The organism is Empedobacter sp. GD03797 (assembly GCF_029842105.1).
Taxonomy (GTDB): domain Bacteria; phylum Bacteroidota; class Bacteroidia; order Flavobacteriales; family Weeksellaceae; genus Empedobacter; species Empedobacter falsenii_C.
Genome location: NZ_JAOCFS010000002.1, coordinates 179,117 through 204,741 on the forward strand (window position 1 = coordinate 179,117; position 25,625 = coordinate 204,741).

The 25,625-nt window shown below is 31.5% G+C and carries 28 protein-coding genes; 13 read left to right on the plus strand and 15 right to left on the minus strand.

Annotated elements, in window-relative coordinates:
- Positions 1 to 110: 110 nt before the first annotated feature.
- The gene (hppD, locus tag N5D90_RS02790) at positions 111 to 1,241 is read right to left on the minus strand and encodes a 4-hydroxyphenylpyruvate dioxygenase (protein ID WP_280061482.1); all 1,131 of its coding nucleotides are present in this window, start codon (positions 1,239 to 1,241) and stop codon (positions 111 to 113) included.
- A 192-nt stretch (positions 1,242 to 1,433) separates the two neighbouring features.
- Positions 1,434 to 2,591 (minus strand): homogentisate 1,2-dioxygenase, encoded by a 1,158-nt coding sequence (locus tag N5D90_RS02795; RefSeq protein WP_280061483.1) that lies wholly within the window; start codon positions 2,589 to 2,591, stop codon positions 1,434 to 1,436.
- A gap of 419 nt (positions 2,592 to 3,010) precedes the next feature.
- Here N5D90_RS02795 and N5D90_RS02800 point away from each other — a divergent pair, with 419 nt between their 5' ends.
- Both N5D90_RS02800 and N5D90_RS02805 read left to right on the plus strand, forming a co-directional pair.
- The gene (locus N5D90_RS02800) at positions 3,011 to 3,682 is read left to right on the plus strand and encodes a hypothetical protein (RefSeq protein ID WP_115000334.1); all 672 of its coding nucleotides are present in this window, start codon (positions 3,011 to 3,013) and stop codon (positions 3,680 to 3,682) included.
- Between the two features lie 10 nt (positions 3,683 to 3,692).
- Positions 3,693 to 4,277 (plus strand): hypothetical protein, encoded by a 585-nt coding sequence (locus N5D90_RS02805; RefSeq protein ID WP_115000335.1) that lies wholly within the window; start codon positions 3,693 to 3,695, stop codon positions 4,275 to 4,277.
- Positions 4,278 to 4,418: 141 nt separating this feature from the next.
- Here N5D90_RS02805 and N5D90_RS02810 read toward each other — a convergent pair whose 3' ends face one another.
- Complete coding sequence (locus N5D90_RS02810; protein ID WP_280061484.1) at positions 4,419 to 6,614, minus strand: radical SAM protein; 2,196 nt, start codon at positions 6,612 to 6,614, stop codon at positions 4,419 to 4,421.
- A 58-nt stretch (positions 6,615 to 6,672) separates the two neighbouring features.
- A complete protein-coding gene (locus tag N5D90_RS02815; protein ID WP_280061485.1) occupies positions 6,673 to 7,623 on the minus strand; it encodes a M20/M25/M40 family metallo-hydrolase in 951 nt (316 codons plus the stop codon).
- A 222-nt stretch (positions 7,624 to 7,845) separates the two neighbouring features.
- On the opposite strand from N5D90_RS02815, the gene N5D90_RS02820 reads away from it, so the two are divergent.
- The 5 genes from N5D90_RS02820 (at position 7,846) to N5D90_RS02840 (ending at position 11,343) form a co-directional block, all read left to right on the plus strand.
- Positions 7,846 to 8,409 carry an RNA polymerase sigma factor gene (locus N5D90_RS02820; RefSeq protein WP_280061486.1) on the plus strand — a complete coding sequence of 188 codons (564 nt, stop codon included), beginning with the start codon at positions 7,846 to 7,848 and terminating at the stop codon, positions 8,407 to 8,409.
- Positions 8,402 to 9,229, plus strand: a complete 828-nt coding sequence (locus N5D90_RS02825; RefSeq protein ID WP_280061487.1) for a hypothetical protein — start codon at positions 8,402 to 8,404, stop codon at positions 9,227 to 9,229. Before N5D90_RS02820 ends, N5D90_RS02825 begins: the two co-directional genes overlap by 8 nt.
- 21 nt (positions 9,230 to 9,250) lie before the next feature.
- A complete protein-coding gene (locus tag N5D90_RS02830) occupies positions 9,251 to 10,060 on the plus strand; it encodes a DUF4097 family beta strand repeat-containing protein (protein WP_115000345.1) in 810 nt (269 codons plus the stop codon).
- A complete protein-coding gene (locus tag N5D90_RS02835) occupies positions 10,057 to 10,782 on the plus strand; it encodes a hypothetical protein (RefSeq protein ID WP_115000346.1) in 726 nt (241 codons plus the stop codon). The genes N5D90_RS02830 and N5D90_RS02835 overlap by 4 nt, the downstream gene beginning before the upstream one ends.
- Before the next feature lie 96 nt (positions 10,783 to 10,878).
- Positions 10,879 to 11,343, plus strand: a complete 465-nt coding sequence (locus N5D90_RS02840) for an OsmC family protein (protein ID WP_280061488.1) — start codon at positions 10,879 to 10,881, stop codon at positions 11,341 to 11,343.
- A gap of 19 nt (positions 11,344 to 11,362) precedes the next feature.
- Here N5D90_RS02840 and N5D90_RS02845 read toward each other — a convergent pair whose 3' ends face one another.
- From N5D90_RS02845 to N5D90_RS02885, 9 genes are all read right to left on the minus strand, one after another.
- Positions 11,363 to 11,953, minus strand: a complete 591-nt coding sequence (locus N5D90_RS02845; protein ID WP_280061489.1) for a hypothetical protein — start codon at positions 11,951 to 11,953, stop codon at positions 11,363 to 11,365.
- 120 nt (positions 11,954 to 12,073) lie between these two features.
- Complete coding sequence (locus tag N5D90_RS02850) at positions 12,074 to 12,520, minus strand: VOC family protein (protein WP_280061490.1); 447 nt, start codon at positions 12,518 to 12,520, stop codon at positions 12,074 to 12,076.
- A gap of 27 nt (positions 12,521 to 12,547) precedes the next feature.
- Positions 12,548 to 13,204, minus strand: a complete 657-nt coding sequence (locus tag N5D90_RS02855) for a DUF2461 domain-containing protein (protein ID WP_280061491.1) — start codon at positions 13,202 to 13,204, stop codon at positions 12,548 to 12,550.
- A gap of 3 nt (positions 13,205 to 13,207) precedes the next feature.
- A complete protein-coding gene (locus tag N5D90_RS02860; RefSeq protein WP_115000350.1) occupies positions 13,208 to 13,672 on the minus strand; it encodes a DUF1801 domain-containing protein in 465 nt (154 codons plus the stop codon).
- Complete coding sequence (locus tag N5D90_RS02865; protein ID WP_280061492.1) at positions 13,672 to 14,652, minus strand: DUF1801 domain-containing protein; 981 nt, start codon at positions 14,650 to 14,652, stop codon at positions 13,672 to 13,674. The genes N5D90_RS02860 and N5D90_RS02865 overlap by 1 nt, the downstream gene beginning before the upstream one ends.
- Positions 14,607 to 15,062 carry an SRPBCC domain-containing protein gene (locus N5D90_RS02870; RefSeq protein WP_115000354.1) on the minus strand — a complete coding sequence of 152 codons (456 nt, stop codon included), beginning with the start codon at positions 15,060 to 15,062 and terminating at the stop codon, positions 14,607 to 14,609. The genes N5D90_RS02865 and N5D90_RS02870 overlap by 46 nt, the downstream gene beginning before the upstream one ends.
- 3 nt (positions 15,063 to 15,065) lie before the next feature.
- Positions 15,066 to 15,458: a VOC family protein gene (locus tag N5D90_RS02875; RefSeq protein ID WP_280061493.1), complete on the minus strand. Its 393-nt coding sequence runs from the start codon at positions 15,456 to 15,458 to the stop codon at positions 15,066 to 15,068.
- Positions 15,459 to 15,470: 12 nt separating this feature from the next.
- On the minus strand, positions 15,471 to 15,878 hold the full coding sequence (locus tag N5D90_RS02880) for an SRPBCC family protein (protein ID WP_115000356.1): 408 nt from the start codon (positions 15,876 to 15,878) through the stop codon (positions 15,471 to 15,473).
- A gap of 22 nt (positions 15,879 to 15,900) precedes the next feature.
- Positions 15,901 to 16,347: an SRPBCC domain-containing protein gene (locus N5D90_RS02885; RefSeq protein ID WP_038330618.1), complete on the minus strand. Its 447-nt coding sequence runs from the start codon at positions 16,345 to 16,347 to the stop codon at positions 15,901 to 15,903.
- 173 nt (positions 16,348 to 16,520) lie between these two features.
- Between N5D90_RS02885 and N5D90_RS02890 the strand changes: the two genes are divergently transcribed.
- A complete protein-coding gene (locus N5D90_RS02890) occupies positions 16,521 to 18,371 on the plus strand; it encodes a CocE/NonD family hydrolase (protein WP_280061494.1) in 1,851 nt (616 codons plus the stop codon).
- A gap of 52 nt (positions 18,372 to 18,423) precedes the next feature.
- Here N5D90_RS02890 and N5D90_RS02895 read toward each other — a convergent pair whose 3' ends face one another.
- Both N5D90_RS02895 and N5D90_RS02900 read right to left on the minus strand, forming a co-directional pair.
- Positions 18,424 to 18,840: an OsmC family peroxiredoxin gene (locus N5D90_RS02895; RefSeq protein ID WP_125350069.1), complete on the minus strand. Its 417-nt coding sequence runs from the start codon at positions 18,838 to 18,840 to the stop codon at positions 18,424 to 18,426.
- Between the two features lie 247 nt (positions 18,841 to 19,087).
- Positions 19,088 to 20,104, minus strand: a complete 1,017-nt coding sequence (locus tag N5D90_RS02900; RefSeq protein WP_280061495.1) for a YCF48-related protein — start codon at positions 20,102 to 20,104, stop codon at positions 19,088 to 19,090.
- Positions 20,105 to 20,201: 97 nt separating this feature from the next.
- Here N5D90_RS02900 and glsA point away from each other — a divergent pair, with 97 nt between their 5' ends.
- From glsA to N5D90_RS02925, 5 genes are all read left to right on the plus strand, one after another.
- The gene (glsA, locus tag N5D90_RS02905) at positions 20,202 to 21,230 is read left to right on the plus strand and encodes a glutaminase A (protein ID WP_280061496.1); all 1,029 of its coding nucleotides are present in this window, start codon (positions 20,202 to 20,204) and stop codon (positions 21,228 to 21,230) included.
- Positions 21,231 to 21,236: 6 nt separating this feature from the next.
- Complete coding sequence (locus N5D90_RS02910) at positions 21,237 to 22,130, plus strand: LysR family transcriptional regulator (RefSeq protein WP_219033970.1); 894 nt, start codon at positions 21,237 to 21,239, stop codon at positions 22,128 to 22,130.
- Positions 22,131 to 22,203: 73 nt separating this feature from the next.
- A complete protein-coding gene (locus N5D90_RS02915) occupies positions 22,204 to 23,163 on the plus strand; it encodes a YeiH family protein (protein ID WP_280061497.1) in 960 nt (319 codons plus the stop codon).
- Between the two features lie 52 nt (positions 23,164 to 23,215).
- On the plus strand, positions 23,216 to 23,923 hold the full coding sequence (locus N5D90_RS02920) for a peptidylprolyl isomerase (RefSeq protein WP_280061498.1): 708 nt from the start codon (positions 23,216 to 23,218) through the stop codon (positions 23,921 to 23,923).
- A 29-nt stretch (positions 23,924 to 23,952) separates the two neighbouring features.
- Positions 23,953 to 25,602 carry a B12-binding domain-containing radical SAM protein gene (locus tag N5D90_RS02925; RefSeq protein ID WP_280061499.1) on the plus strand — a complete coding sequence of 550 codons (1,650 nt, stop codon included), beginning with the start codon at positions 23,953 to 23,955 and terminating at the stop codon, positions 25,600 to 25,602.
- Positions 25,603 to 25,625 lie beyond the last annotated feature (23 nt).

A 25,625-nucleotide genomic window follows, 5' to 3' on the forward strand; every position in this document is an offset into this window, starting at 1 on the left:
CATTCATTTTATTGAACAAATGTATTTGAAACCTCCTTACACAAAACTTAAGATTTGATTAAGAAAAAAGCCATTAGAAATAATCCAATGGCTTTTTTAAAAATATTTATTTATAAATTTCCTCGACGTTCTTGCTCTCTTTCTAAAGCTTCGAACAATGCTTTGAAATTACCTGCTCCAAACGATTGTGCTCCATGACGCTCGATAATTTCGTAGAATAATGTTGGACGATCTTCAACTGGTTTTGTAAAAATTTGTAACAAATAACCTTCTTCATCACAATCAACCAAAATCCCTAAATCTTGTAACTTCTTGATATCCTCATCAATTTCACCCACACGTTCTGGAATCATATCGTAATAAGCCTCTGGTGGTGCAGATAAAAACTCAACTCCGCGAGATTTAAGCTCTGTTACAGTTTTTACAATATCCTTAGTTGCAACTGCAATATGCTGCACACCTTCTCCTTCGTAAAAATCTAAATATTCTTCAACTTGAGATTTCTTTTGACCTTCTGCAGGCTCATTAATAGGGAATTTTGAATAACCATTTCCGTTACTCATCACTTTCGACATTAATGCTGAATATTCTGTATTGATTTGTTTGTCATCAAATGATAAAATATTTACAAATCCCATTACATCTTGATACCAAGCAACCGCCTCATTCATGCGATTCCAACCTACATTACCAACGCAATGATCTACATACAACAAACCACAATCTGTTGGTTGATATGTTGATTCAGATTTCACATAACCGGGCATAAAAGAACCTTCATAATTTTTACGTTCAATAAACATATGAATCGTTTCACCATATGTATAAATTCCAGACATTTTTACTTCTCCAAACTCATCTGTAATCGTAGTTGGCTCCATATAAGGTTTTCCTCCGCGTTTCGTTGTTTGCTCAAAAGCATCGTACGCATCATCCACCCAAAGTGCTAAAATTTTAACTCCATCACCATGTTTCATTGCATGTTGACAAATTGGAGAATCTGATTTTAAACCAGAAGTTAATACCAAACGAATCTTTCCTTGTTGTAAAACATAAGAAGCTCTATCTCTCACTCCTGTTTCTGGCCCTGCATACGCAACTTCCTGAAATCCGAAAGCTGTTTTGTAATAATGTGCAGATTGTTTTGCATTACCAACATAAAATTCGATATAATCTGTTCCATTGATTGGAAGAAAATCTTGTGCTAATGCTATTTTTTCTGCAAATGTTTGTGTACTCATTTTTATTGTGTTTTTTATTTTTATATATTATGTAAAAAGTAAAATGTATTAAGTTTTACTATAATTATTTAGATTCTTCGACAAGCTCAGAATGACAGTTACGCCAAGCTTAATTTATTCCAGCTTTTCTTCAAATTAACCTATGAGATATTGAAACAAGTTCACGATGACAAATCGCGCAACTCATAACTTTTAATCAAGCCAAGATTTATAATAATCTGGATCTTCTATTTCTAACGCTTGTTCAGTTAACATCAATGGTCTGAAAGGATCAATCATCACCGCTAATTCGTGAGTTTCTTTCGCTCCAATAGATTTTTCAACTGTTCCTGGATGTGGACCATGTGGAATTCCTGCTGGATGTAATGTAATTTGCCCTTTCTCAACCGATTTTCTCGACATAAAATCTCCATCCACATAATATAAAATCTCATCAGAATCTACATTACTATGATTATAAGGAGCTGGAATCGCATTTGGATGATAATCGAAAAGACGCGGAACAAAACTACAAATCACAAATCCTGCACCTTCAAAAGTTTGATGAACAGGTGGCGGCTGATGAATTCGCCCTGTAATTGGCTCGAAATTATGAATTGAAAAAGCCCATGGATAATGATAACCATCCCAACCTACAAAATCAAAAGGATGAGTTCCATAAACATATGGATAAATTAATCCTTCTTTTTTGATCATAATCTTAAAATCTCCATGTTCATCATTGGTTTCAAGATTTTGAGGACGTTTAATATCCCGCTCACAAAAAGGCGAATGTTCCATTAATTGTCCAAAATGATTACGATAACGACGAGGCGTTTCAACTGGACTAAATGATTCTGTAATAAATAGACGATTATTAGAATCATTAAAATGAAGCTGATAAATAATTCCGCGTGGAATCACTAAATAATCTCCATATTCAAATTCAATTTGTCCATAACCAGTTTTCAGAACTCCAGAACCTTCGTGTATGAAAATTACTTCATCCGCCATCGAATTTTTGTAGAAATAATCTATCATCGATTCTTGTGGCGCAGCCAATGAAATATGCAAATCATTGTTAACCAAAATTGGCACACGAGATTCTAAATAATCTTTGGTTGGCTTTACTTTGAAACCTTTTAAAGATGTATGTTTTAAATGTTTTGCGCGAGCAATTTTAGGTTCTACCGAATAAGGTTCGCTAATCGCTTTTACCAAAGTTGGCGGATAACAGTGGTAAACATTGGAATACGTACTCGAAAATCCATGCGTAGAAACTAATTCTTCTGCATATAATTCTCCATTTGGTTTTCGGAATACCGTATGTCGCTTTTGTGGGAATTCTCCCAAATGATGATAAAGTGGCATATCGTATTTTGTTTGTTATTTTGATGAAAAGGTAGATAGATGACGAGATTCGTCAACAAATAATCTGCAATATTCTAGTGTGAATATTGAGCAAATACAATTTTGGAAAGTAAAGCAGAAGTTTGCTTATTCATTCCAACAAATAAAGGTTTAATATTTTCCTTAATTTTTTGCATTTATTTTCTGTTGTAATTCAAATATAGTAATTATTTATTGAATGTAACAAATACACTAGAATAATTAAAATATGTAAAAGCGAGTTAAAAAATTAATTTGTAAATAGGTTTAAATTTTCAAAGTAAATCACAATTATACATATAAAGAAAATAAATATTATTTTTATCTTTACCGTTTGATAAATAAATATTTAATATCTTTAATTTATATAAAATTCAATCATCAAACAACAAACCTTTTTTATGAAGAAACATTTTATTCTATTTGTAGTAGGGCTTTTATCTTCAAATTCTTATTCTCAAGTAGGTATTAAAACAAATACACCTACTGAAACATTAGACATTGATGGGACACTTAGAGTACGTACACTTCCAGACAACGGAACCATAGGTATACATACAACTCCTTCTGGAACTGCCTCTCAAAATCCAGATCAATTATTTAAAGCTCAATATCCTGTTGTAGCTGATGCTAATGGTGTTTTAGGAATAGTGAATAACGAAAAATTAATACCTAATAACACAATTGGGACATCTTTTACTACAAATAATGATTCTGAAGCCTATTTTGTTATAAAAAGATATCATCTCTATGATAATGTTGGAGGAGCCATTGGTCGTTATCATCCAAATTACACAGGAGGAAGTTCTACTGGTATTTTCGATGGTGACACAGGTATGAAAGTAGATAACTGGCAAGCTATGATTTCGAATATAAGTTATAAGTTCCTAACTGCTACAAGTGATACTCAAGCTCAGTTTAAGAAAGATGATTATTTCAATTATAGACTGAAAGGGGCTTCCGGTGGAACTTGGAAAATTATTGGAGATATCATAAATCTACAAGAACAAGCTTATGTTGATGTTTTATTTATCAAGTCTAATTATGTTGCAGCAGAAGATCGTTCACTCTAAATCTATTAAAATGAAAAAAAAATTTACATTTTCTTTATTTTTAGCAGGTTTTCTAAATTTTGCTTTTGCACAAGTAGGTGTTAATAGCAATACTCCAACAGAATCTTTAGATGTAAATGGTACAATACGTGTACATAATTTACCTATAAAATCTTCAACATCTCATAATCCTGTTGTTAATTCAGAAAATTATAATGTAATTGGAAAAACAACCAAAGGAAATTTAGTTCCTAATAAAAATGTAGCGAATTTTACGGCAGATGATAATTCTTCTGCAATGTTTGTCATAAAAAGATATAAAATCAGTGATTACCCAAGTAATGGAGCTGGTTTTGATACACAAATGTCTTCCGATAAATGGGAAGCTTTTCTTTCAAATGTTGGCTTCTCTTTTTCTGAAATTAGAGCAATACATAATATTTTTAACGAATATCATTTACATTCTTGGCAGTTAAGAACAAATCCGACACTAAAAAGATGGGTAATTTGGGGAGATATAAATGGAGTAAACGAAAATTCAAATTTTGTTGATATCCTTTTTATAAGAAAGTCAGTTGTTGCTGCAGAAAATAGAGAAGATTTTTATCCTTTTTAAATAAAAAAATCCAACTTAATTAGTTGGATTTTTTTTTCATCATTACTTCTACTAATCCATATTGATAATTTTGCTCATTTTTTATCGTCAAGATTTATTAATCTTATCTTTATCAATAAAAGTATATTTAATAAAATATATTTAAACAATCAATAAAACTGTTTCTTTTAATTTTTCAGCTTGTTTTGAATAGATAAAAATCTCAAAATCAATTTGTATTTTTTCTTCAAAATTTTGTTTCATTTGTTGATACGAAACTGCTTTTGGACTTTCTTTCAAGTATTGAACAAAATCAACCAACCATTCACCAATCGCTTTATCTACAACAATTTCAAGATAATCTTGTTTGGTATGAAATTGTAAAACAGCATTCTCAAAAGTCTTCCCTTTTTTGGTTTTCGTAACAAATTCTATTTGAGGCTTCCCTCCTAACCAAACTACTTTTTGCGTTGGTTTGTGCGTTACAAAAGTTTCATTATTTAGAACAGTTTCGATATAATTTTGTTGAATTGACGTTCTCGGAACTTTAAAATCAAACCATTCATTCAGCGACAATTCAAAACCAACACCGTGCATATAATTAAACAATGATTTCTTTAATCCATACGAGAATTGATCGTGAATTAAGCCTGATTTTTCTTCGTGAATCATATCATTATTCGCAAAAGTTCCTAATTCGGTGCTATGATTAATCACTTCATATTTCTCTGGATTCAACCCAACTGGACTATGTGCTGTCATCGCAAATTGATGCCAAAATCCTGATTGAAGAATTCCTAATTCGAACATTTGACGAACCATTTCCAAACTATCAATTGTTTCTTGCTTCGTTTGTGTCGGAAAACCATACATCAAATACGCATGTACCATAATTCCAGCTTCGGTAAAATTACGATTCACAATCGCAACTTGTTCCACTGTCACACCTTTATCAATCAGTTTTAACAATCGATCCGAAGCTACTTCCAAACCTCCAGAAACCGCAATACAGCCCGAAGCTTTTAGTAATCTACATAAATCGTATGTAAAACTTTTCTCGAATCTTATATTTGTCCACCACGTTACGGTCAATTTTCTTCGAAGAATTTCTAACGCAACTTCTCGCATTAATGCTGGTGGAGCTGCTTCATCAACAAAATGAAAACCTGTATTTTGAGTTGTTTCAATCAACTCTTCCATTCTGTCCACAATTTGTTTTGCTGCAATCGGTTCATAAATTTTGATATAATCTAACGAAATATCGCAAAACGTACATTTTCCCCAATAACAACCATGCGCCATTGTCAGCTTATTCCAACGCCCATCACTCCACAAACGATGCATTGGATTAACCACTTCGATGACAGAAATATATTGATCTAATTTGATATCCGTATAATCTGGCGTTCCAACTTCGCTAAATTTATAATCTCGAATAGTTTGATTATTGATATAAGAAACTTGATGATTTTGAAGGGTAAAAGTTCTTTTCAAATCAGAAATTTCAACTTCTTGATTGATGTATTTTATCAACTGTTCAGTTGGTGCTTCACCATCATCTAATGTAATAAAATCGAAAAACTCAAATACTCGTGGATCGCTTAAAGAACGTAATTCTGTATTCGGAAAACCTCCGCCCATGTCCACAACAATTTCAGGATAATTTGCCTTGATATATTGAGCACAACGAAAAGCCGAATATAAATTACCTGGAAAAGGAACTGAAAAACCAATCATTTTTGGATTCGTTTTCTGAATTAATTTTTCTAATTCCGAAAGTGTAATTTTATCAATATAAGTTGGATCTTTTTGTAATTCTTGATACAATTCATCAAAAGAATTTGCTGATCTTCCCAAACGTTCGGCATAACGAGAAAAACCAAAATTTTCGTCAACCGCTTCAATAATTAAATCCGATAAATCTTCTAAATATAACGTTGCCAAATGCTTCGCTTTATCTTGAAAAGACATCGAACCAAAAGCCCATTCCAAATCTTCAACCTCAGCAAAACGAGAAGCTTCTGGTAAATATCCATCTTGAATAATTGAATCAGCTATGGTCGAATTTTTACCTTGTAGAAATCGGATAACAGGATCAATAGTTGCGATATATTCATCGCTTAACATCACCATTCTTTTACTATTATCACCTAATTCAATTTCTTGATTTTGAATAAATTCAAATAAATCAATTAAACCTTTTCTTGAAAACAATTGTAAGATGACATCTAAACCTAAATCAGCTTGAAAAGTTGAATATGAAAGTGTGTTTAGAAATCCTTTTAAGTAAACTGTTCCAGGATATGGTGTATTTAATTGCGTAAAAGGTGGTGTGATTAATAAAAGATCCGTTTTCAATCGTTGAAATTTGTTGCAAAAATACGGATTGAAAAAAAATAATTTTAGATTTTATAAATTATTTTTCAGTTTTATCAGTGCTTCTAAATGGCATCATCTCAATTTTGAAACTTCCTTCAATCACAGCTTTTTCGAGATTAAGAATTCCTTTCAACGATTCATAATCTACTTTATCTGCATCATCTGTTGGTTTGTGATAATCGTCGTGGCCGCCTGTATGAAAAAATAAAACTGGAATATCTTTCTCATAAAACGAAGTTTGATCCGAACCACCTCTACCTTCATAACCTGTATAAAATTTGACAAAATCAGTCGGATTAATTTCGTTAAAAATCGTTTCAAAAGCTGGAGAAGTTCCATAACCTATAATTGAAACGCCAGATTCTTTATTCAAACGACCAATCATATCCATGTTCAACATCCAATGCACTTTGGATAAATCATACGTTGGATGTTTCACAAAATAACGTGAACCAACCAAACCTAACTCCTCTGCACCAAAAGCAATAAATAAAAAATTAACAGGTTCTGTCACTTTATTTTTACTGTAAAATCTTGCCAATTCTAACAAACCAGCAACGCCAGAAGCGTTATCATCAGCACCATTGTGAATCATTCCATAACTATCTTTCGCCAAAGAACTTCCTTGTTTTCCTTCTCCCAAATGATCGTAATGCGCACCAATCACAATCGTTTTTTCTGCTTTGTTATCTAAAAAAGCAATCACATTTTTTGCAGAACGAATACTATCAACAACTTTTACTTTTTTTACTTTCGCCTCAAATCCTTGAAAATAACCATCTTCTCCTAAAGGTTGAAGTTTATATTTTTTGAATTCTTTCGCAATATATTTTGCAGCTTTCAAATTTTCTTCACTTCCAGTTCCTCTTCCTTTCATTTTATCATCAGCCAAAAAATAAACGTGTTTTTTAAGATTTTTGACTTCAATTTCTTGCGCAAAAGACTTGGTTCCTACAACCAAAGATAAGATGATAACTATTTTTTTCATATTCAATTTCGACTAAGTATAACGTCTAACAAAAATAGAAAAATAATCAAGAATATAGATGAATAGGATAATTTTAGAAATTTAATTTTGCTTATTATCACTGAAAATCAGGGTGAATAATTCAATAATTGTTAAATTTCAAAAACTTTTTTAAAAATTGATGCAACATTCAAAAACTTGCTGCGTCTATACAATAGAAACAACAATGAAACCTTGAAAATTTTGGAGAAAGAAAATTTTTCAATAAATGATAAACAACTATTAGATTGGTGCGAATCTGGTGTAGAGGCTGGTTATACTCAGCTCTATCATCGCTATTCGAAATCAGTTTACAATTCTGTTTATCGTTTGGTGACAGAAGTTTCTGATGCGGAAGATTTGACACAAGAAATTTTTATTTCACTTTTTTCTGACATTCAAAAGTTGAAAAACATCGAGAATTTGGGAGCTTGGTTCAGTAGAGTTGCGATTAATAAATCGATTTCGCATTTACGAAAAAACAAAGTTTATTTTTCTGATGTTGATGGAGCAAATATTATTGATGACAGTGAAGAAAGTTTGGAAGAAAAACAAATATTGGATGGTAAAATTGAAGAATTGCAACAAGCTATTGAAGATTTACCTACGGATACAAGAACAATTGTGAATCTATTTCTGTTCGAAGACATGCCGCAAGAAGACATTGCTCAACTTTTGGGATTGAGCCACAACACGGTGAGAAGTAAATATCATCGTGCAAAAAAGAAAATTTACGAAACCTTACAACAAACCGTTTGCAATGAATGATTCTTTAAAAAAACATATTGATAAAAACAGAGAAGCCTTTCAAAACAAAGAACCTTCTGCTGAATTATGGAAAAGAATTCAGGCTGAGATTCCTAAAAAGGAGGAAAAAACTTTGGTAATTGAACAACCTAAGAAATGGAGAATTCAGAATTGGAGTATTGCTGCTTCTGCGCTTGTTCTATTGAGTGTTGGTGGATATTTTTTCTTGAAAAATGATCAAGTAAATTCGCCAAAAACAATTGAAGTTGTTAAGGAAAAACAGGTTAAAAAAGTAGAAGAAGTTCAACCAGAAATTGTTTATCCAACTGAAATTAAAACTGAACAAAATGAAAAAGAAATTCAGTTTGTAAGAATTACGAAAGAGAAAAAAGTTGAAAAAGTTGTTCAAGCAAAAGAAGAATTAATTGGTATAGATGAAAACCTTAAAAATGAAATTTTAAGTTCATTAAACGATCAAGAATCAACAAGTAATCGTATTAATGCAATTGCAAAAATAGCTGATTTACCAAGTATTGATCACAATTTAAAAAAGAGTTTATACAACTTAGCTTTAAATGACAACAATACAATTGTGCGACTAAATGCACTCGAAGCACTTGCTTCAAAATTACCTAAATCGGACGTTTCAAAAGAGTTAACAGACATTTTTATGAAGCAAGATGATCCGATGGTACAAATGGAATTAATAGGAATGATAGCGCATATCAATAACGATCAAATCGATTTGAAATTAACAAATAAATTACAAGAAATGGTTTTGGATCCTACAACAAAACCGTTTGTGAAAGACGAAGCGTACGCGGTTCTTTTTAGAAAATAATAATTAACAAAAAATCAAAAAATGATAAGAAAAATATTTTTGGTAGCTGCATCTTTTATGATGATGTCTACGTACACTTTTGCGCAAAACGAATCGAAAAGTGCGAATGAAGATAATTCGAAAACGTACAAATTAGCTGTAAGTAAAGGAAAACTGAACCTTGATCTTGGACGAGTTACAGTCGAAGGTTACAATGGAAACGAAATTGTTTTTTCTACTAAAACAAGATCGCGAGATAATGACGAAAGAGCAAAAGGATTGCGCTCAATCAACTCATTAGGACTTGAAGACAACACTGAATTAGGAATAAATGTTGTAGAAAAAAATGGTGTAATCGAAGTAAAACAACTTCAACAAATGACACCTCCAAACATCAAAATATTGGTTCCGAAAGGTGTAACAATTTCATTTAATCATCAATCTCAATTTGGAAGTACCATTACGTTCAAAAATATTGAAAATGAAGTTGAAGCAACTGCAAGCTACAACAATATTGTATTAGAGAATGTAACGGGTCCTGCAACAATCAACACGATTTATGGTTCTATCGATGCTAAATTTAGTCAAAATGTAAAAGGTCCTTTGTCGCTTGTGTCGATCTATGGTCACGTGGATGCTTCGATTCCGAAATCTTCTAAAGCAAATGTAAAATTAACAACTTCGTTTGGTGATATTTTGATTGCACCCGAATTATCATTAAAATTAGAAGCGAACAATAGTTCGTCTGACATGATAAAAATTAACAATCAAGCAACAGGAACGTTAAATGGTGGTGGAACAAGTTTCCTTTTCAGATCAGATTACAGTAAAATATATTTGAGAGCGTTATGAGAACAGTAATTTTATCTTTAGCAATGGGCTTATTGGCAAATTTATCAATCGCTCAAACAAAAATTCAGAAGAGTTTTTCAGTTGAAAAAGGGCAAGAATTAACATTAAAATTTGATTATCCACAAATCATTAAAATCACCACTTGGAAACAAAACGAAGTGAGTATTTCTGGAAATGTAAATATCAATAATGGTAAAAATGACTCGAATTTTAACTTAACTGAAAGCAAAAACGGTCAAGGAAAAACCATCGAAGGTAGAGTTGTTAACCTAAAAGATATTCCGCATCAAGTGACAGCGACTTTTGGGAGTGAGAAAAAACAATTTCAAACCAAAGAGGATTACCAGAAATATGTTGATGCAAATGACATTAAATCTTCTTCGGTTTCTACAGGCGTACAAATGGATATTGTATTGGAAATCAAAGTTCCTGAACATATGAAAACGGCTATCGAATCGACTTATGGAACAATTGAAGTTATCAATTTTGATGCGCCGATTATTGCACAATCAACTTACGGAAGTGTGGATGCAACAATGAATGCAAAACAAATTGGAGAAATAAAAGTGGAAACTTTTTTTGGGAAGATGTACACGAATTTAGATTTTGCAATAAAGACTATAAAGTCAGATAATTTTCATTCAGTAATTGCAGCAAACGTAGGTAAACAGCCATTGCAAGAATTTTCTTCTAAATATGGAAATGTCTATTTGAGAAAATAAATAGTAGATAAATTATAACATTTTTTGAAAGCACAATTGAGGATTCTCAGTTGTGTTTTTCTTTTAGAAAAGATTATTTTTGATAAAAATTAAGCAATGAATCATTTATTTAAAGTTGCGCTAAATTGGATGAAGAAAGATAATATTTCTTCTTCTTTAAGCAGAATTTATACAAAAAGTCATCACATTTCGATTGAAGGAAAACCTGATTTAGAGGTTTCTGCTGCGAAAGCTTTCAAAGGTGATCCAAATTTATACAATCCCGAAGATTTACTTTTGAGTAGTTTGACTTCTTGTCACATGATGTCGTATTTATATTGTTGTATGCAACATAAAATTGATGTAATTTCTTACCAAGATCATTCGGAAGCAACATTGCAAGTCAATCCTGATGGAAGCGGAAAGATTGTAAAAGTAGATTTATTTCCTGACATCATTATTTCTGATTCATCACAAATTGAGTTGGCGATTTCACTTCATAAAAAAGCAAACGAATTGTGCTTTATTGCGAATTCATGCAATTTTCCTGTATATCATCACGCAAAATGTAGCGCAAAATAAAACCGAGCTAAACTCGGTTTTAATAATTTATTATATTTCTAAAAATATCTGAAAAATTATTAATAAAATAATTTTCCTCATAAGACGTAATAAATTCTGGAGATTTAGTTAATGTTGTATTATTTAACTCAAAATTTCTTTGCTGAGAAAATAATAGCTCTCTATTTTTTAAATTAAGAACCTGTAAAGCAATGCTATATCTACTTTTACCTTCTTCAGGTAATTTCGCTTTATTAAGACTTAGATACTGAGCTACTTGAATATACGGTTCTACTTTTAACTCTACAATAAATGCATAATCATAGTAAGTATCATGATTTATAAAATTCATAAATTCATTAGACTTATAGTATTTATCATAAAACTCTAATGAATTAACGATCGTATTTTCATCATTAAATAATCCTTTTACAGATTGGTCAATTTTTTCATGAAGTTTATCTGAACCCTCTGGAAAATCATTCTTTATAATAACATAATTTTTTTGTTCCTCTAAACTAAGCTGAACAGTATTATTTTCATTTAAAGAAACATTTTTTTCGAGGCGATTTACATTATACGAATTGCACGAAGTAAAAATAATTATTAAAAGTAAAAAGCTATATTTCATGGATATAAATAAGATTTTACCAAAATTTGACTGTAAAAATGAATTCGATAATCTTTCATACTTATTTTATTAAGGTTCAATTTCGTTATTAAATCTGTAATAATAGTACAATATTTTATTTTACATCGAATGCGCTTTATTTCCTTCAAAATGAATCATCCAAGGTGTTCCAAATTGATCAATAAAAGACGCATAAAGTTCAGCAAAAAACTGTTCTGCCAAAGGCATTTCTAATGATTTTGCATTCACCGAAAGACGATCATATAATTGATGCGCTTCTGCAGGATTATCGACATCAAGCATAATGTAATTGTTATTTCCTGCTTGATATTTTTGTCCAAATTCTTCGACAACATCAGAACCCATTAACATTGTTGTTTCATTAATAAACAATGCCACATGCGAAACTTTTTCCTTTGCACTTTCTGGAATCTGAAATTCTGTACTTGGCGGCATATCACCCATTTTATACATCCCAATATTTTGCGTTTCAAAAACAGTTTCATAAAACTGAAATGCTTTTTCGCAATCTCCGTTAAAATTTAAGTAAGCGTGTACTTTAGCCATAATATTGTATTTTTTGTGATTATTTTTTTAATATAATGGTTGACCATTTTCATCGGTTGTTAAAACCTCGGTCATGTAATCTAAAAATGGTTGAAGAACTTGAATTGATTTCGCCACTTTCTGCGGAAAATCTTTTGCTAAAACTTCTTCATCCGTGAAATTCTTGATGAATAAATATTGCTTTTTACGTAATAATTCAATTCGTTCATGATCTTTAGAAAAACCTTTTGGTGCAGATTTCACTTCATCTCCTTGCATTTTTCCAAATTCTTTCTGAATCGTTTTTGATTGCAAAATCTTTGCTAATTCATCCGAAACTTCAATATCTTTTCTGATACGAAGCAAATCATCGCGCTCTGGTCCCCAAAAACCAACACCAATAAAATTATGATTCGGTTGAATATGAAAATAATACCCACCTCTATTAAGTGGTTTTTTACGACCTGTTTGTGCAGAAAAATGAGTTTTATAAGGAGTTTTATCGTGAGAAAAACGAACATCTCTGTAAATTCTATAAATTTTGAGCGGTTCTAATTCTTCCTTTTTACTTAATTCTTGATAAATCGCATTGAAAATTGAATCTGCTTCCGCTTTCGCCGTATGAAATTCAACTTTATGTTCTGTAAACCATTCGCGGTTATTATTTTTTTCTATTTTTTTTAAAAATTTATCGATTTGTGACATGATTTATTTTTTTCGAGTAAGTAGAACTTTTTCATAATTTTCTATCCATTGTTGTGGCGTAATTTTTTGCGCTAATTCTCCGAGTAATTCGAACGGAATATCTTCCACTTTTTTGAAACGAATACAACTTTTTCCCATATCTAATTTACGTTTCGAGTATTTTGGATATTCATCAACAAACCAATTCAGTAATTTATCATCCATATAAATTCCCATGTGATATAACGCAATAAAATTCTTTTGAGAAGCGATATTGATAAACGGCAACGGCGATTTCGGATCACAATGATAACCATTCGGATAAAGTGAATGCGGGACAACAAACCCAAGATGACCATAGCTCAACTGCAACTCGAAACCAGCGGGTAAATTATCCGCCAAAATTTTAATTAATTTCTCAACAGCTTCTTTTCTTTCTACAGGAATTGACGTTAAATATTCTTCTAAATTTTCGACTTCGTATTGCATTATTTTCGGTATTTATCATTCAAACCTTTACCTTCCATAATCATAGGTTTTATTTTTTCGATACGAGAAATTTTCGTTTTCTCTTGTTTTGCTTCATCAATATATTCGATGTATTCTTTTTGCTTTCCAGGGGTTAAAGCTTTAAATGAAGTAAATAATTTATCATCTTGATTTAGAGTTTCTTTCAAAATCCCATCAACTTCTTTTGGCGTAGATTTTTGAGGTTTTATTTCTTTTCCATCTTTCACCAATTGAATCGCTTCTAAGACATATTCTCTTACTTTTTCGACATCAATTTCATCGGCAGAATTAAATCGCCATTGACGCAAAGCTTTCGTTTTTTCTTCATTTGCGTTCACCAAAACTTTGTATTGATCTTTCAAGAAAACGCCATTGTGAAACCACAACGCAAAATGATTTTTGAAACCACTAAATGCTAACACATTTTTCTTGTTGAACGTGTAAATATCTCCACCCCATTTAAACTCTTTTACTAGTTCTGTTTCATTTACAACTTGTTGAATTTTCTCATTCGCTTCAACCCAATTACCATTATATTTTGTCCATTCTCCAGATTTTTGATCCTTCATCAAATTAACTTTATACAACACAATTTCCTTCAATAATTTCTTCGGTAAAGCTTTATCCAAAGGAAGTTGTATCGCACCTTTTGATGTTTTATAATCCGTCAAATCATTTTGAAAATGTTCGATTGTTTCAGCTCCAGGATAAATCCCTACATGATTTTTGAACATCGCAAAATGAATCACATTTCCATTTAATCGGAAAGTGGGCATTTTATAATTAATCGTTTCTGTTGCTTGTGGTACAACTTCGTAAATAATTTTTCTTATGTTTTCTAAAATATCTTGTTTGGCTTGATCAAACCCAAGAATATATTCATCAATAGTTGTAAAATTATCTGTCATCATCATTATTCCTCGCAAATCTCTTTCAGCTTGCGTAGTGCATTTATCCACATTTCTCTGACTTGAGTTTCTGGAAAAACCTGATCATCTATTTCTACTGAACAGGTTAATCGTGTATGACCTTCAACATCTTCCAATTTATAGGTTTCTTCTGTATTTTTCCACGCATCAATTTCTGGTCCATCAAAAATCTCTTGACCATCTTCGTTCAGCTTTCCGATATGACGCATTTTGATTGATTTTCCTACAATATTTTCATCTATTGTAGCAATCATCGCAGCCGAACCTTTTTCAGTTTCATAAGTGAAATAAACGTGAGAACCTTCGGACCAATCTCCTTTAAAATCTGAAGTTTCACTAAACGGCCTTGTCCAAATTTTATACGAATCTGGTGCAATCATTACTTTATGCACATGCTTAGGCTGCGCATAAATAACTTCTGTAAACGATACTTTTTTCATATTTTAAGCATTTGCTAATCCAAAAACAGCTCCAGCAGGATCTTCTATAATTGCAAATTGAAGATTTCCTTCTTTATTTTTAATCTCATGAATAGATTTCCCTCCCATTTCCAACGCTTTTTGCAAACTTTCCGCAACATTTTCTACACTAATGTACATAATCCATTGCGAAGGAATTCCTTTATTCATCCCACGTTTCGTACAAACTCCACCAGCTGCATTTTCTGGAGAAGACATCATTACATAATCATTGTACTCCTCTTCGTCATCTTTCATCGCAACATTTTTGACTTCCCAACCAATCACTTCTTTGTAAAAATCTTTTAATTCAGTCGAATTTTCAACAGTTAAATCAGCCCAAACCATTTGACCAATTTTCAATTTATTTTCATCCATCTTCTACTATTTTTAGCGTTTTGATTCAACATAATTCTTGAAACTATTCAAAATAGCTTGCCAACCTTGTTGTTGCATTTCAGTAGGATTTTGACTTTCTGGTTCAAATTTTTCTGTGATTTTGGTTAAATTATTCTCTTCATGAAAATTGATTTCAACCTTGCGACCATCTGCAATGTAATAACGAATAAACTTATTTGGAATGATTTCGTCATATTTAGCTTCAAATTCGAATTGAAAACTGCCATCTTTCGCAGCCATCGTACTGTTTAATTTTCCTCCAACTTGCAAATCATTTTCTGCTTTTGGACAATGCCAATCATCAGAAGCTTGATTCCATTTTACAATATCTTCAGGAGAATTAAAAGCTTTCCAAACTTGATCTAATGGAGCATTTATTATTGTTTCGATTGTGATCATACGTATAGTTTTTTGTTGATTTTTAAGGTTTCATAAAATCAAAAGCACCTTTGCGCAAATTAATTCCGTATTCGAGATAAGCTTTCAGACACGCCAAGAAATTCGCCCAACCTTCTGTTTGTCCCATCAATTGCTTAATTCCAGCTTCATCATCATTCATTTCATGTTCAATGACTTTAACAATTGTCGAATCATTTTCTCCTTTTTCGAGAAAAATCTCCACCAACATATCATCAACTCCACCGCTCCAATCAAAAGAAATATATTCATCTTGTTTTAAATCGCCTCCCATTACAGGAAAAATATCATCAAACTCGGGAAATTTCCATTCAACAATTTTTCCAGTTTCGATAGCACCCGTCGAAGAAGCAATAAAATATTGATTCATTTTATTTGGATTAACAATCGCATCAAAAACTTCATTTTTAGATTTCTGAATTTGAATTGTTGCTTTTACAGTTAACTTCATTTCAATTGATTTTGGCTAACTAATTTAGTCAAAAAAAGTGTTCGAATTTTCGAATTCATAAAAAATAATTAAAACTTTATCGATATTGAAATCATTTGTAGAAAATAATTCGATTTATAAGTGTAAAATTTAAAAGTTTTTTACATTTATAGTATTGTAAAATTGATAAACACGTGAAAAAATTTACTCAAAAAGCCACTCTACTTAGTCTTATTTTGATGAGTGGGATTAGCTATGCGCAAGATGCAAAAGCAGATTCTGCCTATGTTAGAGAGTATTATGAAAAGACTGAACAATTAATTCCGATGCGAGATGGAAAGAAATTGTTTACAGCTATTTATACGCCAAAAGATCAAACCAAAAAATATCCTGTTTTACTTAATCGAACGCCTTATACAGTTGCGCCTTACGGAGCAAATGAGTATAAAAAATCGCTTGGAAATTTCCCTGCAGAAATGCGTGAAGGGTTTATTTTCGTCTACCAAGATGTGAGAGGAAAATGGATGAGCGAGGGCGAATTTGAAGATGTACGACCAGTTAATAAAACGAAAAATAAAAAGGCAATAGACGAAAGTACAGACACCTACGATACGTTGGAATGGTTGGCAAAAAACATGAAAAATTACAACCAAAAAGCTGGAATCTATGGAATTTCTTATCCAGGATTTTATTCGACAATGAGTTTGGTTAATTCACATCCAACGCTAAAAGCTGTTTCGCCACAAGCACCAGTTACGAATTGGTTTTTAGGTGATGATTTTCATCACAATGGTGTTTTATTTCTGAATGATTCTTTCAAATTTATGTCGTCATTTGGTGTGAAACGTCCGCAACCAATTACGCCAGATAAAGGTCCAAAATCATTAGAATATCCAATCAAAGATAATTACCGTTTTTATTTAGAAGGCGGATCTGTAAAGGAATTGAAGGATAAATATTTCCAAGATAATATCAAATTCTACAATGATTTGTTTGCGCATCCTGATTATGATCAATTTTGGCAAGATCGAAATCCTTTACCGCATCTTACCAATGTGAAACCTGCTGTGATGACGGTTGGTGGTTTCTTTGATGCAGAGGATGTTTATGGTGCATTTGAAACCTATAAAGCAATTGAAAAGCAAAATCCGAATGCAACAAATATTTTGGTAGCTGGACCTTGGTTTCATGGTGGTTGGGTTCGCTCTAAAGCCGATACATTTGGTGATATGCAGTTTGGAACGCCAACAGGTGAATATTATCAACAACAAATTGAGTTGCCTTTTTTCAATTATTATTTAAAAGACAAAGGAAATTTCAAACCAACAGAAGCGCAAATTTTTATCACAGGTTCTAACGAATGGAAACAGTTTGATACTTGGCCTCCAAAGAATGTGACAACGCAGAAAATGTATTTACAAGCTAACGGAAAAATATCTTTTCAACAGACTAATAATGTAAGTTTTGATGAATATGTAGCAGATCCAAATAATCCAGTTCCGTATCAAGGTGGTGTTTTAGAAAGTCGTCCGCGAGAATATATGGTCGACGATCAACGATTTGCGTCAACTCGTCCTGATGTTATGGTTTATCAAACCGATATTTTAACGGAAGATATGACGATTACAGGTCCAATTATCAATCATTTATTTGTTTCGTCAACGGGAACAGATGCTGATTATGTAGTAAAATTGATTGATGTTTTCCCTGAAGATATACCAAAATATAATGGAAAATTGATAGCTGGATATCAAAATTTGATTCGTGCCGAAATTATGCGAGGAAAATACCGCAATAGTTTTGAAAAACCCGAAGCAATGGTTCCTAATCTGAAAACAAACGTGACGTATTCTATGCCAGATGTTGGACATACTTTCAAGAAAGGACATCGTATCATGATTCAAGTTCAGAATACATGGTTTCCTTTAGCCGACCGTAATCCGCAACAATTTATGAATGTTTACGAAGCAACTGCGAAAGATTTCTTGAAACAAACACAACGAATTTATCACGATTCTTATATCGAAATTCCTGTTTTGAAATAACAAAAAAATCCAACAAGTAATTTGTTGGATTTTTTATTTTGATTCTAACAATTTATTCCACTAAAACTGCAGACACCAATACTTTTTCGAAGCTAAATGAAACACTTATCGGACAAGTTTCTTCTGCTTCTTTTGCTATTTTCTGAAATTCTTCATCTGTAATCGAAGGAATTTTTGCAGTTAAACTTAATTCTGAGCGAACAACTTTTCCTCCTTCAAAAACAATTTTACAATCGGTTTCTAATTTTTCTGCTGTATATCCCGCTTCTCCCAATAAACCTGAAGTTTTCATTGTAAAACAACCTGCATGAGCCGCTGCCAAAAGTTCTTCTGGGTTTGTTCCTACTCCCTCTTCAAATCTACTTTTGAACGAATATTGTGTATTATCTAATACTGTACTTTGTGTGGTTAATGTTCCTGATCCTTCTGTAACCGAACCATTCCAAACTGCTTTTGCACTTCTTTTCATTTTTGAATATTTTTTAGATTGAATTTTATTAAAGTTAAAGATTATGAAATCATTAGAAGAATAAATTCTCAACTTTAAGAATAATTTTAACGAAAAAAGTTCAGATAAAATTATCTGAACTTTTGCTAAAAAAACTACTAACCACCCTTTACTATGAATTGTATTAGGTTATTCGAATATACTAAGAAAATGATTATTTATAAAATTGAAAATCAATTTCTAATCTAATTTTAATGTTAGAAATCTTTTACAACGTAACTTTTCCAATCTTTCCTTTATTTCCCACCAAAATCACATATTTTTTATCTGGCGAAACTGTGCAAGTATTGTAACTATCTTCTGTAATAGTAGTCCAATTATGTCCTCCATCCGCTGAATAATCCACTCCAGAATAGCCACAAACCAAGACTTTATCTTTTGAAATAATTGTTACACCAGATTTATATCCCATTGGATATTTCCAAGAATCTTGAAAGGTAATTTTTCCATTTGCCAACTTAAATTTATAGAAATTGTAGCTCGAATCTTCTGGTTTTGTAAAATCTCCGCCAACCAAGTATCCAACATTATTTGTCGCGTCATAAGCCATTCCATTAATTCCAGAAGTAGAACTTTTCGTTTTCTCTAATACGTACATTTGTCCACCTTTTGGCGTATAATAGTACAAATTTGATAACTCTCCACCTGTAGCAATCAAGGTTTGCTTCGCATCTACATACAAATTACTTCCACTTGACGCAAAAAAAGCTTCTTTCGGATTTTTTAGACGTAAAGGTTGACCGTGAAGCGATTTAGCAACTTCCCATTTTGTAGGATCAGTAATCGAAGACGTTAATACAAATGGTTTATCTGGTGACATTGGATCGCCTAAAACAGTAATTTTCTTCGAAGTTTTATCCACATAAATTGCATCTAAAAAAATACCTTTTTCATTATTATCATACACTTTATTCCACGATTTTCCGCCATCTTTCGATTGCAAAATATAAGCAGGAGAATCAATTCCTAAAGCCAAATAATTATCTTTTCCTAAAACCTCTACATCTCTAAAATCTCTATTTTCTACAACTTTGGGATTAATCCAACTAAATGTTTTTCCGCCATCTGTCGTTTTACCAATTGTATTTTTTGAACCCGAAACAATAAACGTTTTTGCATCCTGAAAAGCCAAACCTCGGTAACTAACAGACGAATTTTCCTCATTAATCACTTGATAGGTTTGCGCAAAAGACAAACTCGATAACAATAGGACGAAATATTTCATTTTTATATAAATTTTAGATTCTACATTTTATATAAAACTATTTTATCTCGGCGAATCAACCAAATATTTTTTAAGTTTGTGTTTTACATCAAATAAAATGAAACGATATACATTCTCAACATTACTTTTAAGTCTTACCTTAACGTGTTTTAATCCAATCAATCAAACGGTTTATGGGCAAAATACGTCAAAAAATAGTTCGAAAAGTTTACAGATTAATGAAAAAACATTAAGCGATATTCTTGAGAAAAATAAAGCTTTTTACAAAGAAGGAAAAGTTGCCGATTATATTCCAGAATTAGGAAAAATGCAAGCCGATAAAATTGCTTTTTCTGTAGTTAATGAAAATGGTAAAGTGATAAATGTTGGCGATATCAATCAAAAATTTACAATTCAAAGTATTTCTAAAATCATTGCGTTGATGATTGCTGTTACAGAAAAAGGGGAGAAAAATGTATTTTCTAAAATGGGTTATTTCGGAACAGATAAACCATTTAATCATTACGCAAACCTTGAAACGACAGGAAAACCTCTGAATCCAATGATGAATGCTGGTGCGATTTTAACAACTTCTATGATTGATGGTGAAGGTGAAATTCCTTTCAAAAAAATCCTTGAAATGGTTCGCTACATCACCAAAAATAATTCGATAGATTATAGCAAATCCGTTTATAATTCTGAAAAAGAAACGGGACACAAAAATCGTGGAATGTTTTATTTGATGAAAAATAATGGCTTGATTGAAGGTGATGAAGAAAAGTTGAACAACTATTTCAAACAATGTTCTATCGAAGTAACTGCCGAAGATTTAGCTAAAATTGGTTATTTCTTTGCGCATCAATGCACACGTTTTGATGGTGATGCAACGTATAAAAATCCAGAAATCTCACAGTTAATTCAATCTCAAATGTTGACTGCTGGAATGTATGAATTTAGTGGCAAATATTCACGCACCGTTGGTTTACCAAGTAAATCTGGCGTTGGTGGCGGAATTACCGTTTCCGTTCCAAACAAAATTGGTATCGGCGTTTTCAGTCCTGCACTTGACGAACATGGGAATTCCGCAGCTGGATATCATATGATTTTGGATTTGGTAAAGCAATACAATTTAAGCTTATTTCAATAATTTCTTATGTTCGATTTTAGATTAAAAGTTTTTGATACGGTTGCTAAACGATTGAATTTCACGAAAGCAGCAAACGAATTAAACATAACACAACCAGCTGTTACAAAACACATTAAAGAAATTGAATTAAATCTTAACATTAAGTTATTTGAACGAAATGGGACGAAAATAAAATTGACCAAAGCTGGTGAAATTCTATTAAAATATACAGAAGAAATTTTTTCTGTTTATCAAAAAATGGAATTTGAAATTGGGCAATTACAAGAAAAACAAAAAGGAATTTTACGTTTGGGTGCAAGTACGACAATTGCGCAATATGTATTACCTCCTATTTTGGCAGAATTTCGAAAAAGATTTCCTGAAATTCAATTGAGTTTGGTGATTCAAAATTCGGAAAGAATTGAAGAATTATTAGGAAATCATAAAATCGATGTCGGTTTAATTGAAGCTCAAATCAAAAATAGAACGTTTCATTATTTTCCGTTTATGAAAGATGAAATTGTGTTAGTTTCTCGTCAAAATCATTCTATTTTTACCAAAAATAATATCAAATTAGATGATTTAAAGAACATTCCGTTGGTTTTTCGGGAACCTGGTTCTGGAACTTTAGAAACCATTGATTTAGCTTTAAAATCGAAAAATATAAAGCTAAATGAACTCAATATCGAAATTCAATTGGGAAGTACAGAAAGTATAAAATCGTATGTGTTACATTCTGATGCTTTAGCGTTTTTATCAATTCAATCTATTTTACAAGAACTTAAAAATCAAACTTTAACTATTATTGACATTAAAAACCTTGTGATAGAACGTAATTTCAATTTTATCATTCCAGAAGGTGATCAATCTAAATTGGTGAATTTGTTTATTAATTTTTGCAATAGTTATAACTTAAAGTAATAATAGATTACTTTTTATCATTTCTTTTTGAATAATAAGTACAAGAAATTTGTACCATAAAATTATTCAAATCATGAAAATTATACATTCAGAAAAAGGCTTATTTCAACAATTCACTACACAAAAAGTTATCTTTTTAATTTGTGCATTTCTATGTTTAATGCCTTTTATAAGCTCTCCTATCGCATTAGTTTTAGGATTTGTTGTTGCGCAAATATTTGGAAATCCATACGAAGTACAATCACGAAAAGTATCAAACACTTTACTGAAAGTTGCTGTGGTAGGTTTAGGATTCGGAATGAATATTTTTTCGGCTATACAAGCAGGAAAAGAAGGAATTGTATTCACCGTTGTAAGTATTTCTACGTTGATGATTTTAGGATTTTTATTTACCAAACTCTTCAAAATTGAAAAAGCTACAGGCTACCTAATTTCCGCTGGAACAGCAATTTGCGGAGGAAGTGCAATCGCTGCAATCGCGCCAATTACAAAAGCAAAACCCAATCAAATTTCGGTTGCTTTAGCAGTAGTTTTCACATTAAACTCAATTGCATTATTGATTTTCCCACCGCTTGGACATTTATTCAACTTATCTCAACACGAATTTGGTTTATGGTGCGCTATCGCAATTCACGACACAAGTTCTGTCGTTGGAGCAGCAAGTAAATACGAAGAAGAAGCTTTACAAATCGCTACAACAGTGAAATTAGCTCGCGCACTTTGGATTATTCCATTATCGTTTTTAACCTTATTGTTTTTCAAAAACAACACATCAAAAATTAATATTCCGTGGTTTATTGGTCTATTTTTAATCGCTATTTGTGTGAATACCTATATACCTTTTGTTCATCAATTTAGCCCAATTATTATCGATTTATCAAAAGCAGCACTTACGCTTACATTATTCTTAATCGGAACAAGTTTATCATTCAAAATGATGAAAAATATTGGTTACAAACCTCTATTAATGGCTATTATTTTGTGGGTAATTATTGGAGTTGGAAGTTTAATTATGATTATGAATTTAGCTTAAAATCATTCAGGTTTCTATATTTGTTGCTATCTTTAGAACAAGAAAATTTACAATGAATCATAGATTATTAAAAAATATTGCACTCGGAATTGGATTTTCAATTTCGAGTTTTGTTTCTGCACAAACTTATACTTTAAAATTCAAAACGAATTACGGAAAATTTGATGTGATGCTATACGATTTTACACCAAAGCATCGCGATTTGATTTTGAGTGAAATTAACAAAGGAACTTATACAAATGCTCAATTTAACAGAGTTGTAAAAGATTTCGTGATTCAAGGAGGAGAATTAGATGACCCTATTTTGGCGCGAGAAGCCGAACATCCAGAACAAAAACCGATTCGTTTAGCACCAGAATTTAATCCGAAAGCTTTTCATAAAATGGGTGCTTTAGGCGCTGGTAGAGATGGAAATAAAGAGAAAGCATCGTATTATAATCAAATTTATTTTGTTGTAGGAAAGAAAATTACAGCACAAGAATTAGATAATTTAGAAGCGAAGAAAGGAATCAAATTCACAGCAGAACAACACACTGAGTATCTGAAAAATGGAGGTCAACCTCGTTTAGATCATGATTTTACAGTTTTTGGAGAAATTACAAAAGGTCTAGACAAAATCATGAAAATTAGTAATGTTGAAACGAAAAACGAATTACCATTAGAACCTGTTATTTTTTCAATCAAAGTGAAAAAGAAAAAAACGCCTACAAAGTATAACAAAACCAGTGTTTCACTAGGCGGAACAGCGATTGGTTTTTAATTATTATTTTTGCACATCAATAACACATTATGCAATCATCAATTTTATTAACGACTTTAAACGCAAAATATATTCACCTCAATTTGGCGATTCGTATTTTGTACGATTTGAATCATCATCGTGGAAATATTTTTTGGAAAGAATTCACGATTAAATCTGACTTTGATGAAGTTGCAGAAAAATGTGCTAAATACGATATTATCTGTTTTAGTTGCTACATTTGGAATATTACTCAGACGTTAGAAGTTTGTAAACGTATCAAACAAATTTCTCCTGAAACTAAAATTTTGTTAGGTGGACCAGAAGTTAGTTACGAATATGACGATGTGATTGCAAATAATTATATCGACTATATTATTGTAGGTGAAGGAGAAATTCCGTTTGAAGAATTTGCTGCGAATTATCCAGCAATAGAAAATGTACCGAATTTAGTTTACAAAAAAGAGAACGAAGTTGTTTTCAATGCGCAAAATATTCAGTTTGATATTAATCGATTAGAAGGTCGAAATCCTTATCAATACGATAATCCAGCGGATTTGGAGAAAAAGGTTTGTTACATCGAAACTTCTCGTGGATGTCCTTATAAATGCGAGTTTTGCTTGGCAAGTTTAGACAATAAAATGCGCTATTTGCCAATGGAAACTATCAAAGAAAATTTGTTGTATTTGATGAAACATGGAAAAACAATCAAATTTTTGGATCGAACATTTAACATCAAACGAGATTTTACAATTGAATTGTTTCAATTTATTTTGGATCATTATCGTGAAGGAAATGTTTTTCAGTTTGAGATTACTGCCGATATTGTTCATCCAGATATTATCAAATTCATCAACGAAAAAGTTCCAAAAAATCTTTTCCGTTTCGAAATTGGAATTCAAACTGTTAATCAACAAAGTAATCGAGAAGTTTCGCGCAAGCAAAATTTTGAAAAAACGTCAAATGTTATCAATCAATTAAAAGACCGAATCGAAATGCATTTAGATTTGATAGTTGGTTTGCCTTTAGAGTATATTGATGATTTGAAGTTTAGTTTCGAAGAAACTTTCAAGCTTTATCCACCCGAATTGCAATTAGGTTTTTTGAAATTTTTGAAAGGTACACCAGTTCGTCAAAAATACGAGAATTACGGCTATCATTTTGATCAATTACCTCCGTATCAAATTATAAAAAGTGATTTTTTAAGTGAAAAAGATTTAGAAAATATTACAGCTTTAGAAAATGCGTTGGAGATTTATTGGAACAAACCAAGAACGCCAGAAACATTGAAATATATTTCGCAAAACTATTCGATTTTTGACTTTTTGATGGGATTAGGACAATATTTTGAGCAACATCATTTGTTCCATAAACATACATTGAATGATGTTTTTCAGACGATGTTTGATTTTGCAAAAACATTTACAAACGATAAAATTGTGTTAGAATTAATCGCGATTGATTATTATAGTTTTCATAAATCAAAGCCAAAAGATTTATTTGAAATGGAACAAAAAATAGAGGAAGATTTGAGTGAACTTGCCTCGCATCCGAAAAGTAAATTCGTTTCGATTCCAATTTCATTTGATTATCAAATTTGGATAGACGAAGATCGAATCGAAAAAACAACAGAAAATTGGTTAATAGAATTTGTAGGAACTTCACATAATATTATTCATTGCGAAGTTTTAGAGAAATAAAAGCATAAAAAAAACCTCTCAAC